17 protein-coding genes are annotated in these 16,603 nt (G+C 64.5%); 8 read left to right on the forward strand and 9 right to left on the reverse strand.

The features are described from left to right. The first annotated feature begins 87 nt into the window (after positions 1-87). Entirely contained in the window at positions 88-1,143 is a 1,056-nt protein-coding gene (locus OWC48_RS16900; protein WP_282521008.1) for a serine hydrolase, read from the forward strand. Between the two features lie 68 nt (positions 1,144-1,211). Here OWC48_RS16900 and OWC48_RS16905 read toward each other — a convergent pair whose 3' ends face one another. Next, positions 1,212-2,039, reverse strand: coding sequence for an outer membrane protein (locus OWC48_RS16905; protein WP_282521009.1), 828 nt, complete (start codon positions 2,037-2,039; stop codon positions 1,212-1,214). A 278-nt stretch (positions 2,040-2,317) separates the two neighbouring features. After that, entirely contained in the window at positions 2,318-3,022 is a 705-nt protein-coding gene (locus OWC48_RS16910; protein WP_282521010.1) for an SDR family oxidoreductase, read from the reverse strand. A gap of 110 nt (positions 3,023-3,132) precedes the next feature. Between OWC48_RS16910 and OWC48_RS16915 the strand changes: the two genes are divergently transcribed. Then, positions 3,133-3,975: a GNAT family N-acetyltransferase gene (locus OWC48_RS16915; RefSeq protein WP_282521011.1), complete on the forward strand. Its 843-nt coding sequence runs from the start codon at positions 3,133-3,135 to the stop codon at positions 3,973-3,975. Positions 3,976-3,993: 18 nt separating this feature from the next. Here OWC48_RS16915 and OWC48_RS16920 read toward each other — a convergent pair whose 3' ends face one another. Continuing rightward, positions 3,994-4,437, reverse strand: coding sequence for a hypothetical protein (locus tag OWC48_RS16920; protein WP_282521012.1), 444 nt, complete (start codon positions 4,435-4,437; stop codon positions 3,994-3,996). Between the two features lie 520 nt (positions 4,438-4,957). Here OWC48_RS16920 and OWC48_RS16925 point away from each other — a divergent pair. Beyond that, entirely contained in the window at positions 4,958-6,811 is a 1,854-nt protein-coding gene (locus OWC48_RS16925) for an alkaline phosphatase family protein (protein WP_282521013.1), read from the forward strand. Between the two features lie 70 nt (positions 6,812-6,881). On the opposite strand, the gene OWC48_RS16930 is transcribed toward OWC48_RS16925, so the two are convergent. Then, positions 6,882-7,454, reverse strand: coding sequence for a hypothetical protein (locus tag OWC48_RS16930; RefSeq protein ID WP_028154483.1), 573 nt, complete (start codon positions 7,452-7,454; stop codon positions 6,882-6,884). Positions 7,455-7,846: 392 nt separating this feature from the next. Here OWC48_RS16930 and OWC48_RS16935 point away from each other — a divergent pair, with 392 nt between their 5' ends. Continuing rightward, a complete protein-coding gene (locus OWC48_RS16935; RefSeq protein WP_014494579.1) occupies positions 7,847-8,506 on the forward strand; it encodes a peroxiredoxin in 660 nt (219 codons plus the stop codon). Positions 8,507-8,601: 95 nt separating this feature from the next. Here the strand turns inward: OWC48_RS16935 and OWC48_RS16940 are convergent, their stop codons facing one another. After that, entirely contained in the window at positions 8,602-10,332 is a 1,731-nt protein-coding gene (locus OWC48_RS16940) for a methyl-accepting chemotaxis protein (protein WP_282521014.1), read from the reverse strand. Between the two features lie 169 nt (positions 10,333-10,501). Between OWC48_RS16940 and OWC48_RS16945 the strand changes: the two genes are divergently transcribed. Both OWC48_RS16945 and OWC48_RS16950 read left to right on the forward strand, forming a co-directional pair. Then, on the forward strand, positions 10,502-11,893 hold the full coding sequence (locus tag OWC48_RS16945) for a deoxyribodipyrimidine photo-lyase (protein ID WP_282521223.1): 1,392 nt from the start codon (positions 10,502-10,504) through the stop codon (positions 11,891-11,893). Between the two features lie 64 nt (positions 11,894-11,957). Continuing rightward, positions 11,958-12,257, forward strand: a complete 300-nt coding sequence (locus OWC48_RS16950) for a histone (RefSeq protein WP_282521015.1) — start codon at positions 11,958-11,960, stop codon at positions 12,255-12,257. 51 nt (positions 12,258-12,308) lie between these two features. Here the strand turns inward: OWC48_RS16950 and OWC48_RS16955 are convergent, their stop codons facing one another. The 3 genes from OWC48_RS16955 to OWC48_RS16965 all read right to left on the reverse strand — a co-directional run bounded on the left by OWC48_RS16955 (position 12,309) and on the right by OWC48_RS16965 (position 14,570). Further along, on the reverse strand, positions 12,309-13,055 hold the full coding sequence (locus tag OWC48_RS16955) for a hypothetical protein (protein ID WP_282521016.1): 747 nt from the start codon (positions 13,053-13,055) through the stop codon (positions 12,309-12,311). Between the two features lie 97 nt (positions 13,056-13,152). Beyond that, positions 13,153-14,025, reverse strand: a complete 873-nt coding sequence (locus OWC48_RS16960) for a DMT family transporter (RefSeq protein ID WP_282521017.1) — start codon at positions 14,023-14,025, stop codon at positions 13,153-13,155. 98 nt (positions 14,026-14,123) lie between these two features. Then, positions 14,124-14,570 carry a hypothetical protein gene (locus OWC48_RS16965; RefSeq protein ID WP_063982650.1) on the reverse strand — a complete coding sequence of 149 codons (447 nt, stop codon included), beginning with the start codon at positions 14,568-14,570 and terminating at the stop codon, positions 14,124-14,126. Between the two features lie 291 nt (positions 14,571-14,861). On the opposite strand from OWC48_RS16965, the gene OWC48_RS16970 reads away from it, so the two are divergent. Beyond that, a complete protein-coding gene (locus tag OWC48_RS16970; protein WP_282521018.1) occupies positions 14,862-15,125 on the forward strand; it encodes a hypothetical protein in 264 nt (87 codons plus the stop codon). 30 nt (positions 15,126-15,155) lie between these two features. On the opposite strand, the gene OWC48_RS16975 is transcribed toward OWC48_RS16970, so the two are convergent. Further along, positions 15,156-15,617, reverse strand: coding sequence for a host attachment protein (locus OWC48_RS16975; protein WP_282521019.1), 462 nt, complete (start codon positions 15,615-15,617; stop codon positions 15,156-15,158). 309 nt (positions 15,618-15,926) lie between these two features. On the opposite strand from OWC48_RS16975, the gene OWC48_RS16980 reads away from it, so the two are divergent. Then, on the forward strand, positions 15,927-16,205 hold the full coding sequence (locus tag OWC48_RS16980; protein WP_282521020.1) for a hypothetical protein: 279 nt from the start codon (positions 15,927-15,929) through the stop codon (positions 16,203-16,205). The last annotated feature ends 398 nt before the right edge of the window (positions 16,206-16,603 follow it).

Consider the following 16,603-nt stretch of genomic DNA (forward strand, 5'->3'; position numbering starts at 1 on the left):
TCACACCTCACCCGGCGGGCCCTCGCACGGGCTGCGCTGGTTCCCCTCGCGCTTGCCTGGTCGCGTCGCGCATCGGCTGATTCCGACATGATCGCGCAGATGCGCGACATCGTTGCGGGTGAGCTGACCCCGACCATGACGCCGGACCAGCCGGGCGGCCTCGCCGCCGCGCTCTGCGCCGGCGGACATGTCGAATTCTTCAACTATGGCTTTGCTGACGACGCCACGCGAAGGCCTGTCACACCGGATACGTTGTTCAACCTCGGTTCCCTGAGAAAGCCCTTCGAGGCAACGCTGGTGGCGCTGGGCTCGCTCCGCGGCGAATTGCGGCCCGACGATGCCCTGCCAAAATATCTGCCCGAGCTGACCGGCGACTATGTCCGCCGCGTCACCGTCGGCCAGCTCGCCACGCACACGTCGGGCATGCTGCTGTCGACCGACCATCCACCTTGGCCGAACGACTCGTTCTCGCGGGCGCAGTTCATCGACATGTTCAACGCCTTCGAGCCGCAGACCGGCGAAGCGCCCGGCAAGCAGCGCATCTACAGCCACGCCTGTTACGTGCTGCTTCAGCTCGTGCTCGAGCGCTGCTACGGCACCCCGATCGCAACGCTGTTCGATCAGCGCATCCTCAAACCACTTGGCATGAATGCGACCTCCGTGCCCGAACGCGGCGAAGACAGCCGCGCCGTCATGGATGCGGCGTGGATGCAGCGCGTGGTCCAGGGCTATTCGGATCAGGGCACGCCGATCGGCCCACCCGGCAACCAGCAGAGCTATTTTGATTTTCCCGGCACGGGCCAGATGTTCTCTTCCGCGCGGGATCTCGGGGCATTCGTCGCCGCCAACGTCGACGGCCGCTCGATCGACCCGCATCTGCGCGAGGCGTTGCGGCTGACTCAGCGCGAAGTCTTCCGGGTTAACGACAAGTTCGGCGAGGCGATGGCCTGGGAGAATGTGCGCCTTCCCGACGTCACCATCGTCGACAAGCCGGGCGGCCTCAACAACGCCTCCGGCTATCTCGGTCTTGTGCCGGCGCGACGGATCGCCATGGTCCTGCTCGCCAATCGCGGCGAATATCCGCATGAGATCGTTCGCTACAAGGTCCTGCCTGCACTGGCCAAGCTCGTGGCTTCGCACTGAACTTGCTCGCAGAAACAGAAAGCCCCGGCAGAGCCGGGGCTTTCCACACCAGGATCGGAACGGGATGCTCAGTACCTGGCGACGACCGGTCCGCCGAACTTGTAGTTCACGCCGACGCGCACGATGTTCGACTTGAGATCGACCGAGTGGGTATAAACGTTGCTCGGATATTTCGTTACGCCGCCGACCAGATTGGTGCTGGTCACGCTGGCGCGGCCAAGATCGACATAGAGATATTCGGCCTTGAGCGACCAGCCGCCACCGACGGCATATTCGCTGCCGACGCCCGCGGTCCAGCCGAGGCGCGTGTCGCGGATCGTGCCCGACTCGGTCGCGGCCGCGAACGTGTCGGTGAAGTTGAAATTGCCCTTCACCTCGGAGATCGCCGCGCCGCCCGTCGCGTACAGCAGCCAGGTCGGAGCCACGAGGAAGCCGATGCGGCCACGGATGGTGGCGAGCCAATCGGCCGAGACCGACGACGACACATTAAAGCCTGTCGGGGCGCAGCAGGGATAGAGCGCAGAGCCCGTCGCGCTGCCCTTGAAACCGAAATAGTTGATGTCACCTTCGAGGCCGAGCACGGCGTGGTTGACTTGCCAGTTGTAGCCCGCCGTAAAGCCGCCGGTCACGCTGGAGCTGTTGACGCCCTGGGCGCCGACCGTGTTGATGGCGGGGACGCTGCTCGCCGCAAAATAGCCGGTCGGAGAGAACACCGTCGAGGTGTTCAGATCGGAGTTGCCCCACTGCCCGCCGACATTGCCGCCGATGTAAAAGCCGGTCCAGTTGTAGGCTGGCGCCATGACCGGCGCCTTGGTGTATTGCGCCGCGAGGTCGGCCGCCTGCACGGATGCGGTGCCGAGCACAATCGAAGCGACCGCCAGCAAAAGCTTCTTCATTCCAATCTCCATTCCCCCACGCGCTTGATCTCGCGTTTTCGATACGCGCTGGTGGGAGCCATCCGGCGCAGATCGGGAATAGGCGGAGCATGTCTGTTCGTCTCGGTCTGCGGCGCAGTTCGTATGGACTGTGACGTAGTCGGTGACTTATCGCGCAAGACCAGCGACGAGTGTGACCCGAACGCCACGCGTCGCCCCGCCGCAGCGGCGCACCGCGCAAGCCACGCGTCGCGTTACGACAAGTGCACGGAAATGGCGGAGCGAAGCCGCGCGCCGACTCACACCGAGCGCGTCAGTCCGCCGTCGACGCGGATATTCTGGCCTGTGATGTAGGCCGCGCCGTCGGAGGCCAGGAACGACACCGTCGCCGCGACCTCCTCGACCTTGCCGTAGCGCTTCATCGGCACGCTGTCGCGCCGCGCATCGGTCTGCGGCAGGCTGTCGATCCAGCCCGGCAGCACGTTGTTCATGCGGATGTTGTCGGCGGCGTGGGTGTCGGTGAAGATCTTGGTGAAGGCGGCAAGGCCTGCGCGGAACACCGCAGAGGTCGGAAACATCGCGCTCGGCTCGAATGCCCAGGCGGTCGAGATGTTGATGATGGCGCCGCTCTTCTGCGCCTGCATCACCGGCGTCACCAGCCGGGTCGGCCGGATCACGTTGAGGAGATACGTGTCGAGACCGGTGTGCCACTGCTCGTCGGTGATCTCCGTGATCGCCGCGCGCGGCCCGTGGCCGGCGCTGTTGACGAGCACGTCGATGCGTCCCCATCTGGCCATTGCCCCGTCGACGAGCCGCTTCAGATCATCGTTCGACTGGTTGGAGCCGGTGACGCCGAGGCCGCCGAGCTCGACTGCCAGCGCCTCGCCCTTGCCGGAGGACGACAGGATCGCGACGCGAAAGCCGTCGGCCGCGAGCCGCCGCGCAGCCCCTGCCCCCATGCCGCTGCCGCCGGCGGTGACCAGTGCGACCTTCTCTGCTGCCATGACCGATCATCCCTGTGTTGAGGCGAGCCCCGGGCCCGGCCTATCATGAGGCCTTCTACCGCCGGACCTGCCGCCAGGTCCACCGCCCAAGGCCCGTCAAGGCATCCGTCATGAGCGATCTGCAGATCCGCAATTTGCGCCCCGAGGAGATCGCCACCGCCGTCGACTGGGCCGCGGCCGAGGGCTGGAATCCGGGCCTCGGCGACGCCGCCTGTTTCGCCATCCCGGACGAGAAAGGCTTCTTCGTCGGCGAGATCGACGGCGAGCCGGTCGCAACAATCTCCTGCGTCAATTACGATGATCGCTTCGCCTTCCTCGGCTTCTACATCGTGCGCTCAGGCTTTCGCGGCGCGGGCCACGGCCTGCGCATCTGGAACGCTGCGATCGCGCATGCGGGCGCTCGCGTGATCGGGCTCGACGGCGTCGTCGCGCAGCAGGACAATTACAAGAAGTCCGGCTTCCAGCTTGCCTACGCCAATATCCGCTACGGCGGCATCGCCGCCGCGCCGCCGAATCCGCCCGCCGAAATCGCAGCCCTCGACAATGTCCCGTTCGCGCTCGTTGAAGCCGACGACGCGACCGTGTTCCCAGCCGCGCGCAGCACCTTCCTGCGCGCCTGGATCAACACATCAGGCCATCTCGGCGGCGCGCTGCTGCGCGACGGCAAGCTCGCGGCATGGGGGGTGATCCGGCCCTGCCGGACCGGACACAAGATCGGCCCGCTTGTCGCCGACGACCGCGGAGCGGCGGAAGCGATCGTGCAGGCGCTGCTCGCGAGCGCAGGCGGCGGCGAAGTCTTCCTCGACGTCCCCGCGATCAATCGCGAGGCCATTGCGCTCGCGGAATCTCTCGGGCTCAAGCCGGTGTTCGAGACGGCGCGGATGTACACAGGGCCGATCCCGCCACTGGGGATCGACCGCATTTTCGGCGTGACCAGCTTTGAGCTGGGCTAGCTGAGCGGGCTAGGCTGCTCAGTAGCAGCGCATGATGTTGACGGTGTGCTCGCCACCGCCGCGGCCGGGCACCGTCACCTGCTCCGTCGGGCAGCTTGGCACATAGGGCCGGTCGGACGGCACCACGTTCGGCGGGAAGCGATGGGTCCAGTCCCAGGGAACGTCGTACGTATAGGTGTAACGCACGTCGGTGGAGGCCGGCTGCCCGGCATCGACGAAAGGCTGGTTATAGCCTGCGTTGTCGTAGAACCCGCCGCCGCCCGGCCAATAGACCCAGGGCGTGTTGCGGCCGCGGAACCGGGCGCCAGGACCGATCTGCGGACGCGCGATCGCGCCGGAAGGCGCCATCCCGTGCGCGGCGGTGGCGGTGGCGCCGGGCCTGGCAAAACCGTCATTGGCAGAAAGGAGCAGCGCGGCTGCGCTGAGCGAGGCGAAGAGCGCCCCATATGATCTGGACATCATGATACGCACCAACTCGTTTGGCTTCGGCGGCTCCCCACCGCACGCTAGGCCGGGCCGTCACCCACCCGCAAACCTATAATTAATTGTTGGTTAAGGCACGGGATTAACGGGGTACCCAGTGCGGCAGAACGCCCGGAATTCTGTGCTGATTTCAGACACTTCGTTCCGGGGAATGCCGTCCTCTTGACCGGTTGATCGGAGTTGATCGCGCTCACCGAATCGGCGGTGGCAATTTTGCTTGAAGGCGTTTCCTCCGTCATTGCGAGCGCAACGAAGCAAGCCAGGGTTTTGCCGCGGAGGAATTCTGATTGCTTCGCTGTGCTCGCAATGACGGCGCTGAGGCGTTGAGTGCAATGACCGTGATCTCGTGCCCGATAACGACGAATCCGTGGATGCCTGGTCACCCCCCATCACATCTGCATGCTCCCCGGGACTTGTAACAAAACTGTCATGCAGCAAAACTAAACGATGGCCGGGGGCCGCGGTCGCGGCCATTGCCGCCTCACCGCAGGAGATTTCGATGCGCCGTTCACTGGTGTTGCTGTCCGCCGGACTGACAGTCTTGTCCACCGGACTAGCCTCCGCCCAGAACAACACGCCCCGCAACCTGATCCTGTTCATTCCGGACGGTCTGCGCGCGCTGAAGGTGACGCCGGAGACCGCGCCGGCGATGGCCGAGGTTCGCGACAAGGGCGTCAATTTCAAGAACCCGCATTCCCTCTTCCCGACCTTCACCATGGCCAACGGCTCGGCGATGTCGACCGGTCACTATCTCGGCGACACCGGCGTGTTCTCCAACACGATCTGGACCAACTATACGTCTGTCCCCGCCGGCGACACCGTGGTCCCCTTCATCGAGAACGACGCCGTGCTCGGCGACATCGACGAGCATTTCAAGGGCGACTATCTCAACGAGGAAACCGTCCTGAAGATGGCCCGCGACAAGGGCCTCAGCACGGCGGCGATCGGCAAGGTCGGCCCGACCTACCAATGGGACCACACTGACAAGCCCGAGAAGCCCGGCCAGCATTCGATCGTCATCGACGATTCCACCGGCGGCAAGAACGGCGTGGCGCTGTCCGACGAGATGAAAGACGCGCTGACCAAGGCCGGCCTCCCCCTCACCACCCCGAGCCGCGGCGACAACGGCAAGGCCGGCGACGCCAAGACGCCGGGCACCATTGTCGCCAATGTCGCGCAGCAGGCTTATTTCGCCGACGTCGCCGCCAAGGTCGTGCTGCCGATGTTCAAGGCACGCAACAAGCCGTTCGTACTGGTGTTCTGGTCGCGCGACCCTGACGGCACCCAGCACAACCAGGGCGACAGCCTCAACCAGATCAAGCCGGGCATCAACGGCCCGAGCACGATGGCGAGCATCAAGAACGCCGACAACAACCTCGCCCAGCTCCGCAAGGCGCTCGACGAGCTCGGGCTGGCCGCGAATACCAACATCATGATCCAGGCCGACCACGGCTTCTCGACCATCTCCAAGGAGAGCAAGACCAGCCCCTCGGCCAAGGTCAGCTATGACGACACGCCGAAGGACTTTTTGCCGATGGGCTTTTTGGCAATCGACCTCGCCAAGGCGCTCGACCTGCCGCTGTTCGACCCCAACGACAAGAACGCCGCCGTCACCGGCAACGCCCATCCGAAGGCCGGCAACGGCGTGCTCGGCAAGGATCCGACCAAGCCTGACCTCGTCATCGCCACCAATGGCGGCTCGGACCTGATCTACCTGCCGAACAAGGACAAGAAGCTGGCGGTCAAGACCGTCAAGGCGCTGCTCGAGCAGGATTACGTCTCCGGCCTGTTCGTGGACGACTCGCTCGGCCGCATCCCTGGTACCCTGCCGCTGTCGAGCATCAATCTGCGCGGCAAGTCGGCGACGCCAACGCCGGCGATCGTCGTCAATTTTCGCTCCTATGCGAGCGATTGCGGTGAGGCGCCGACCAACTGCTCGGTGCAGGTCGCCGACACCGTGCTGCGCCAGGGCCAGGGCATGCATGGCAGCTTCAGCCGCGGCGACACCATGAACTTCATGGCCGCGATCGGTCCGGACTTCAAAGCCGGCTATGTCAGCCAGATCCCCGTGAGCAATGCCGATGTCGGCATGACGGCCGCCCAGCTCATGGGCCTGCGCAGCTCGCAGAACGGCGGCCTGGTCGGCCGCGTAATGTCGGAGGCCCTGCCCAACGGCATCGTGCCGAAGGCCTATACCGGCACGCTGAAGTCCAAGCCCGCCGAGGGCGGCCTGGTGACCGTGCTGAACTTCCAGCGCGTCGGCAGCCAGCGCTATTTCGACGCCGCCGGATTCCCAGGCCGCACGCTCGGGCTCGAGCCGAACACCGACAAACAAAAAACGGCGGGGAAATAACCCCGCCGCCGTCTGTCGCGCCTCGCAAGGGGCGCGACAGTCTCGTCTAATTCTTACAGGCCCAGATCTTTTACATGCCGATGTCGAACACGTTCGGCAACTGGCCCGCCAAAGGCAGCGCGGTGGCGCCCAGGAAGGTCGCCACCATCGCCATCAGGCGACGGTTGTTCTGGCGCTTGCCGCGCATCTGTCCGGCGATCCACTCCAGCATCTCGCTGTTGACCTTGGCGGCGTAGGACGGCGCCCAGCTCTCGATCTCGGACTCTGCCGACAGCGCGACGCTGCGCGGCGGCACCTTCAGGCCCGAGGCGCTCGCGGCGTAATGGGCAACGGCCTTGGCGAGCAGGTCGTCGAACCGGCCGCCATCGGTGCGCTCGGTTGCGGCTTCATTGATCTCGAACAGCGCCTCGGCTTCGGCGCGGCTGACCGGCTGGTCGTTGACGGCCGTGGCGGTCAGGATGCGCGCGCACCAGGCGGTGTCATCGGCATCGAGCGAGCGGGAAAAGTGGACCCGGCCCTTGGTGGTCGGGCCTTCGCCCGTGATCACGCCGTCGCGCACGACGGTCAATGCATGAGCCGCGGTATCGCGGCAGGACGGTTCGAGGGACGGCGACTCAACAGACTTATGCGCAGCGGCAGACATAGTTCACTTCCAGATTTCTTCTGATCGACCAGCATTTTCATGCGGGCGTAAAGGGGTGGTTAATGATTCGATACGGGGATCGCGACTTTTCTCAATGGTTGCCGATTAGTCGCTACGAGGACCATTTCGGTTCCGGAGGCGTCGGGGCGAGCGTGATGCGGGTCATAAAAGGCTTTATGGGGGCAATCGAAACCGTACGGCTCCGGTCGAGATGTTTCGTCGCACGCGCGGCTGTAACAGAAAGGTGCTAGGAAATCGGCCCTTCAGAGAAGAAATTCACATTTTACTTGAAGCGGTTCACTTGACGTTCACTTGGGGTCGCGGAGAGCCTATACTGACCGCGACGGCCGAAGATAAATTCTATAGTAAATTCAATGAGATGAGGTAGAACCATGACACTTCCGATCGGCACCACCGCGCCCGACTTCGAAGCCGAGACCACCGAAGGGAAGATCAAGTTCCACGACTGGATCGGCAATAGCTGGGCCCTCCTGTTCTCCCACCCCAAGGACTTCACGCCGGTTTGTACGACCGAACTCGGCGCGCTTGCCAAGCTGAAGCCGGAATTCGACAAGCGCGGCGTCAAGCTGATGGGCCTTTCGGTCGATCCGGTCGACCGCCATTCCAAATGGTCGGAGGACATCAAGGAGACCCAAGGCGCCGCCCCCAACTACCCGATGATCGGCGACACCGACTTCAACGTGTCGAAGCTCTACGAGATGCTGCCGGCTTCGACCTCGGGCGATCCCCTCACCCGCACGCCGGCCGACAACCAGACCGTCCGCAACGTCTTCATCATCGGGCCGGACAAGAAGATCAAGCTGGTGCTGGTCTATCCGATGACCACAGGCCGGAACTTTCAGGAGATCCTGCGCGTCATCGACTCGCTTCAGCTCACCGCCAAGCATCGCGTCGCCACGCCGGCCGACTGGACGCAGGGCGAGGACGTCATCATCGCCGGCTCGGTTTCCAACGACGAGGCGAAGACGATCTATCCGCAGGGCTGGAAGGAACCGAAGCCCTACATCCGCATCGTGCCGCAGCCGAAATAAGCCACTGTCATCCCGGGATGGTCCGAAGGACCAGACCCGGGATCTCGAGATTCCGGGGGCGGTGCTGCGCACCGCCCCCGGAATGACAGCATGAGTTAAGCCGCATGCACGCCGTCGAGGAAGCTGTCGACCTCGGCTTTCAGATGCAGGCTCTCGCCTGACAGCGCCTGGGCAGAGGCGAACATCCGGCTCGAGGTCTCTCCCGTCTCGCTCGCGCCCTTGGCGGCGTGACGGACATTGACCGCGACATCGGCGGTACCGGAGGCGGCCGCGCGAACGCTGGCCGCGATGTTGTGGGTGGCGCTCCTCTGCTGCTCGACCGCGGCCGAGATCGAGCCCGCGATGCCGCTGATGCGCTCGATGGTCTGGCCGATCGCCTTGATGGCGGTGACCGATTCCTCCGTTGCAAGCTGCATGCTGGCGATCTGGTTCGAGATCTCGTCCGTCGCCTTGGCGGTCTGGCCGGCGAGCGTCTTGACCTCCTGGGCCACCACCGCGAAGCCGCGACCGGCGTCCCCGGCGCGCGCGGCCTCGATGGTGGCGTTCAGCGCCAGAAGATTGGTCTGCTCGGCGATCGAGGTGATCAGCTTGACGACGTCGCCGATGCGCGCCCCCGCCTCCGAGAGCTGCGCCATGCGCTGGTCGGTGGCTTCGGCCTGCCGTACCGCCTCGGCGGAGATCTCGTTCGATTCCTGCACCCGGCGGGTGATCTCGGAGATCGACTGGGACAGTTCGTCGGAGGCCGAGGCCGCCGTGCGCACGTGCTCGGAGGCGTTCTCGGACGCGCCGGCCGACTGCGCCGACAGATCGGCGGTGGAGCGTGCGGTGTCGGTGAGTTGCCGCGCCACCCGCTCGAACTCACCGGAGGAGCTCAGCACCTTGTCGAGGATGCCGCCGACGCTGCCGCGGAACTGCTCGACGAAGTTGCGCAGCTCCGCCTTGCGCTGCTCTGCCGCGGCAGCCGTGGCCGCGCTCTGCTCGCTGCGCAGGCGCGCCCGCTCCAGCGAGTTGCTCTTGAATACGGCGACCGTGCGGGCGATTTCGCCGATCTCGTCGGCGCGATCCTCGCAATCGATCTCGACGTCGCTCTGGCCTTCGGCGAGCGCCGTCAGCGAGCGCGTGACCGAGGTGAGCGGCCTGGTGATACGGCGGACGACCAGCAAGGTGAGGACCAGGACCAGGAGCGCGGCGATACCGGCCGCAATCGCCATGCTCTCGATGGCCTGGGTCAGCATGCTCTCGAGCTGCGCCATCGGGATGCCGACATAGAGAATGCCGACGACCTTGCCGGTGGCATCCGCGACCGGGAAATAGGCGGTCATGAAGGTTTTGCCGAACAGCGTGGCCGGGCCCTTGTACGCCTCGCCGCGGCGCAGGACGGCCTGCCCGGGATGATCGGCGGCAAGCTGGGTCCCGACAGCGCGGTCGCCGTTCTCCTTCTTCACGTTGGTCGAGCGGCGGACGAACTGCCCGCTCGCATCATCGAACACGAACAGGGTCGCGTTGCCGCCGACATAGGACACCGCGCGATCGACGATGGCGTGATCCCTGAACTCCGGCATTCTGGGAATCTCGGCGCGCGCCACCCCGCCATCCCGCATCGTGATCTTGGCGTCGGGAACGACCTCGGCAAAAGCCAGCGCCAGCGTGCGCAAATTGACCTCGATGTCGCGCAGCGCACGATCGTTGAAGGCGGAGGTGAGCGACCAGTAGCCGGCGCCGACCACGAGCGCCGTGTTCACGGCGATCAGCAGCACGGCGCACAGGACGGCCTTGGTACCCAGCTTGAGTTGCGGCAAGAACTTTGCCGTCGCACGGTTGGACATGAATGGAACCACCCCCGGAATTCCTGCATATTCATGCAATCGGCTTACGACCGAATTAACGACGGTTCACACCGCCACACGCGGCATGCTTGCCAAATTGTAAACGAGGCCTGCCCTGACCACGCCAAGCGCGCCGCCTGTCATCGTCTGGTTCCGCGATGACCTCCGCCTGTCCGACCATCCCGCCCTCCATGCTGCCGCGAAGACAGGTTCGCCGGTGATCTGCCTCTATGTGATGGATGAGATGGCCGGACGGGTGCCGGGCGGCGCGACGCGCTGGTGGCTGGCGCAGTCGCTGCGGGCGCTCGGCGCCGAGATCGCAACGCGCGGCGGATCGCTGATCCTGCGCAAGGGTCCGGCGGCCAAGGTGATCCCCGAAGTGGCGCGCGAGAGCGGAGCCGCAATGGTCTACTGGAACGGGGTCGCGCAGGCGCCACACCAGGCCGTCGAGAAACAGCTCGAAGCGGCGCTGGCAAAGCTCGGCGTGGACTCGCAGAGCTTCCCTGGCGACTTGCTGGCGCCACCCTCGGCGATCCGCAACAAGGAGGGCCGCGGCCTTCGCGTGTTCACGCCGTTCTGGCGGCGGGTGCTGTCGCTGGGCGATCCGCCCAAGCCTCTGCCCGCACCGCGGGAGCTACGCCCCGCCCCGCAGCTTGCCAGCGACGCGCTGGAGAGCTGGACGCTCGAGCCGACAAAGCCCGACTGGGCTGGCGGCCTGCGCCAGACCTGGACGCCGGGCGAAGCCTCGGCCCGCGTACGCCTCCGCGACTTCCTCCAGCACACCGCGCGCGTCTATGTCGGCGATCGCGACCGCCCGGATCGCGAGGGGACTTCAAGCCTGTCGCCTCACTTGAGGTTCGGCGAGCTCAGCCCGCGCCAGGTCTGGCACGCCGCGCGGTTTGCCGCAGCGGAGAATCCCGCGATCGGGCCCGGCGTCGAAAAGTTCCTGAGCGAGCTCGGCTGGCGCGAATTCTGCCGCCACCTCCTCCACGATCACCCGAGCCTTGCCACCGAAAACCTGCAAACGAATTTCGATGGCTTTCCCTGGAAGGGAGACAAGAAAGCGCTCGCCGCTTGGCAGCGCGGACGCACCGGCTATCCCATCGTCGACGCCGGCCTGCGCGAGCTCTGGCACACCGGCGTGATGCACAACCGGGTGCGGATGGTGGTGGCGTCCTTCCTGGTCAAGCATCTCCTGATCGACTGGCGCGACGGCGAGCGCTGGTTCTGGGACACGCTGGTCGATGCGGATGCCGGCAGCAATCCCGCCAACTGGCAATGGGTCGCCGGCTGCGGCGCCGACGCCGCGCCTTATTTCCGCGTGTTCAATCCAACTCTCCAGGGCGAGAAGTTCGATCCTGATGGAGCCTATGTCCGGCGCTGGGTGCCCGAGCTGAAAGACGTGCCGGCCAAGCTGATCCACCAGCCCTGGCAGGCATCACCAATCGAGCTTGCGAGCGCGGGCGTCACGCTCGGCAAGACCTATCCGCAGCCGATCATCGATCACGCGAAGGGGCGCGAGCGCGCGCTCGCCGCCTACGCAAGGATCCGCAAAGGTTGAGCGTTGCTTTGACACAATTATGAAACCCGCTATCGTCATCGCTCCATAAACCGTGGGGGACGATATGGACGACGAGAAGCCGATCACCGAACAGGCGCTGGACACGATCACCACCGCCGTGGAAGCGACCCAGGACGCCGCTGTCACCGCCGTCAAGCAGGTCAGGAAAGCCGCCAAGAAGGTCGCGAAGAAAGTAGCGCCGAAGAAGGCTTCCAAGAAGAAAGCGACCAAGAAGGCATCCAAGAAATCTGCGAAGAAGGCTGCAAAGAAGTCGTCGAAGAAAGCGGCCAAGAAGACTGCAAAGAAGGCCACCAAGAAGTCTGCGAAGAAGGCTGCCAAGTCGAAAAAGAAGGCCAAGCGCTGATCGCAGCGCTCGAGCAGGTCTCCGGGGGCGGGCGCGCCCGGAGACTCACCCCTACCCTCGCCGCTTGGCTGCGCGCCGGCCCGGGTGATGCTCGCCTTGCGGATCACGAAATTCGCTGCGATGGCCGCGCCGGTCCTCCTTGGCGAAGCGCTTCCGCTTCTCGGTTGAGCCGAACTGCTTGATCACCTTCCGGCCGTTGACCTTCTTGATGACATAGCCGCCTTCCGTCATCGAGAACGGCGCGTTGAGAGACCCCATATGGTCGAATTTGGTGCCGCGGGGATGCTCGAACGGTTCGAACCAGGACGGATAGACGAAGTTCGACATCGGAAAGCCGTTGACGAGAAAAGACTCCTCTTCCACGGCGTCGCAGACCTCGTAGGCATATTGGGTGTGCCGGGTCTTGTCGGCCCACAGATTGGCCATGGGATCGAGCACCATCTCGAACAGTTCGTGCGAGGCCGCCAGGCTGACCGGATCGTCCTCGCCGAGTGCCTTCAGAAAGATCTTTGAGATCGGCTGGCCGCGGTGCGTCAGCTCGTGTCGCCCGAGGAAGTTCTTGTGGGTGGCGTCGTCAAAATAGAGCAGCTGCCAGTCCGTCGGCTTCGGCTTGCGGGTGACGTCGAGGTCGATGGGATAGCCCCAGACCGGCAGGAAATGCTCGTCGTAGCATTTCTGGAGCGCCGCTGTGAGCCTCCCCATCATCCGCTCGCTCATCATCTCCTCGGCGTAATTGATGCAGGCAATCCGGACCGGCCTCAAGGACCTGCCGAGCAGCGCGCGTCTCGCTTTCTTCATGGAAATCACCTTGCCAAAGGGAAGCTGAAATCAGTCCAGCCTAGCACGCGCGCGCGCCGCACGTCAGGGATGTATTCCGACGTACTGGCCTGCGTGCCTAGAAACGCCGGTTGACCACGAACACTGCCGCCGCGCACATCGCCATGCCGGCAATCGCCAGCGCATCGAGCTTCTCCCCGAACAGCAGATAGGCCATCAGCGCCGTGACGGCGGGCACCAGGTAGAACAGGCTCGCAACCGAGGTCGCCGCAGCGTGGCGGATCAGCCAGTACAACAGCCCGATCGATCCGATCGAGAGCGCCACGGCGAGCCAGGCAAGCGCGAGCACGAACTCCTGCGTCCAGTGCACCACGCGGTCCTCGAACAAGAAGGCGCCGACCGTGAAGAAGACGGTGACGGCGATATATTGCACGAGGTTGCCGGCGCGCCAGTCGATGTGGTTGCAGTAGCGGCGCTGATAGAGCGTGCCGAGCGTGATGCTGATCAGCGATACCACCGAGGCGAGCCAGCCGAGCCCGGCCTCGCCGGTCATCGGGCGTCCGTGCAGGATCAGCACCACGCCGCCGAGGCCAAGCACGAGCCCCGCCCATTGCACCGGCGTCACGCGTTCGCCGAGCCAGCGGTTGGCGATGGTCGAGGTCAGGATCGGCTGAAGGCCCGGAATCAATGCCGAGAGTCCGGCCGGGATCGAATGCGCAATCGCAATCGCGGTGCCGCCGAGATAGAAGCCGTGGACGAGAATGCCGGCAACGGCGCTATGCGCGACGTCGACACGGTCCGGCCATTTCGGTCGCGCAACGCCTGCGATGATCGCCATCAGGCCAACCACGATCGCCATGCGAATGGCGAGATAGGTCAAGGGATCGGCGTTGTTGATGATGTATTTGGTGCCGATGAATCCGGTGCTCCAGAGCACGACGAACAGGATCGGCGCGGCGCGAGCGGTCAGGGCTTCTTGATTATGGTTCATTGCCGCCCTCATTGCCCGACCGGGACCTATGCGGCAATGCGAATTTCCAAACGAGCGATGCTGCGCTGCGACGGACCGCGGGCGCGCAGCTCAGCCGCTCACCATTCTTCCGGACAGGGGTCGATGATCTTCCAGAGCTCGACACCGTTCTTGATCTTCTTCATGTCGGTGGTGAGCCCGCCATTGCGGCGGATCCAGTCCTTCACCGTGTTGGGGTAATAGGACATCAGGTCGGACGTCCCCTCCGCGCTGGTGACCTTGATGCCGAAGGTGAAGGCCTTGTCGTAATAGGCCTGGTGGAAGCCGAGGCTGGCGCGCGGCGTCACGCAGATCTTGTTCATCGGCACCATGCCGAGCACCAGAGTGCAGGCCGAGTTGCAGATGCCGTCGATGATGACGCGCTCACCCTTCTCACGGACGCGCTTGTACTTGGCCTTGTACTCCTCGACGTAGCCGCCGTGGTCACGGGTGATGTGCAGCTCGGCGCGCGCCGGCGTGGCGGCGGCGACGGAGAGCAACAGCAGGCTCAAAAGCGTGATGCGCATGGTGCGTGACGGCAAAAGCCTTCAGGAATGAACCGGCCTCGAAGGACCCCCAAAGGGCCGGCGACGGGATTCTTGAGCGAATTCTCTTTGGCCATACTTGTGTGGGGAATTCGTTAAGCATCCCGAAAAGGCCAAAAATGGGCAGCCTTCGCCCCTGCTTCCGACAATTCTGTCACACCCACCCGGGAATCGGCGGGATTGGCCCCGATTTCCAGGCGCCGGATGGGTGCCCCGGCGGCCCGAAATGGCTATAAACACCTGACCTATTCGCGCCGGTTCCGGAGAATCGAGATGAGCACGTTGAAGCTTGTAGCCGCGGTTGCTGCCCTGTCGGCCGCAATCCTCGCCCCCAGCCTTGCGGAGGCGCGGGGACACCACCGGTACCACCGCCACTACACCAACCCGCTGCCCTACCCGATCAGCTATCTGCACAATTACGGGCCCGGCATCACCCCCGGCACGTTCGCCTTGTACGACGGCCCGTCGACCAACCACTGCTACCAGAGCTCGGCCGCCTATGTCGGCCAGGACGGCCGTCGGCACCCCTGCTTCTGAGGGGCGCTGGCGCATCCTCTGCGGGTGCCGCTATTTGGCGGCGCCCGACAGCAGCAATTGCTTCTCGATCTCGTAGACCGGCAGCTTGACGAGGTCCTTGCCGACCTCGCCCTGAAGCGCCTTGCGCACGACGTCCGAATAATCGGCGCGGATCATGCCGAGCGCGCGTGGTGAGGCCACCATGGTCAGGGCCGAGGTCTCGCCAGCGCTGACGGCGGCATCGAGCCGGCCGGCCAGGCTCCGCAGGAAGGCGCGCTCGGCCTCATCGTGCCAATCAGTCTGCTCGACTGAGCTGCGTGCGCCGCCGACGGCGGCGTTCAGCCGGCCCGGCGCATCGGTCCCTTGCGCACCGGTCGAGGGATTGGGCTGCTCGTGCACCTCCCGGGTGTGGAGGTTCGGAAACATCTCGTCGCCGAGGTTTTCCAGAATGAGCGCCTTGCGCCCGTCGCACACGACCAGCCAGTCACCCTTGTCTATTCTCATCTTGTCCATTGCACAGCTCCAAGCGATCTCGCGAGCCTGCTCTTCGAATTCCTCGAAGCGCTGGCTACGGCAAGACTAGGGACGAAGCCGTCCCGGCGAATTGCGCAGGATCAAGGATAAACGCGATGTCCTGCCATGCAGCGCCAGTGCAAGCGCAGTATTGGTCACGCGCGCGACGTGGGATAGTCTGGCGAAGCGAAAGGTCAGGCCTGCGGCGAGCTTGCTGAAGATTTGTTCATCAGCATTACATTTCGGTTCCGCCACAATTTGATCAGAACGACTTCGATATCCTGTATTGCGTAAGCAGAGGAATACATCATGAATCTCAAGACTGGCCTCGTCGCGGCATCCCTGTTCGGTGCCATGATGGCATCGCCGGCGGCGTCCGCCATGCCCATCGCGCCCGCACCTGCGACGCCGCAGGTCTCCGACGTCGAGCAGGTCCGCATGGTCTGCGACGCCTGGGGACGCTGTTTCTGGCGCCCGAACTATGATGGGTATTACGGCCCGCGGCCGTATTACGGGCCCCGATATTATGGGTATGGGCCACGCGCCTATGGGCCTCGCTATTACGGACCACGCTATCGCCGCTGGTGATTTCTGAAGGGGCCCTCGGGCCCCTTCGCTTTTGCGAGATCGCGCGTTGCGTCCATTCGCGTGCTCGCGGTCCGCGTGGAGCGATTCCAAAACTGATCTAGATCAAAGATGAAATTCGCCGTGCCGTCATTCTACGTCGATGGCGGATTTCATTGTTTTCCGATGCCCCCAGACGGGCATGAATGTGCAGACGCATCTCGAGAGGCAGCCAAGGCCTGGCGAGCGGAGGCCTGGCGAGCGGAGGCTTGAGGGACGGCGGCTCGAGGGGCGGAGCTTCGAGTCCTTCGCCTGTCCCGCCTGCACGCGTCTCCATTTCATCGACCTCGCCTCAGGCCAACCGATGAACCGGGACCGTTGACGGTGACATCGACCTGCCGCGTGGCATGATGTCCGCAATA

Source organism: Bradyrhizobium sp. Arg816 (assembly GCF_029989365.1).
Taxonomy (GTDB): Bacteria; Pseudomonadota; Alphaproteobacteria; order Rhizobiales; family Xanthobacteraceae; genus Bradyrhizobium.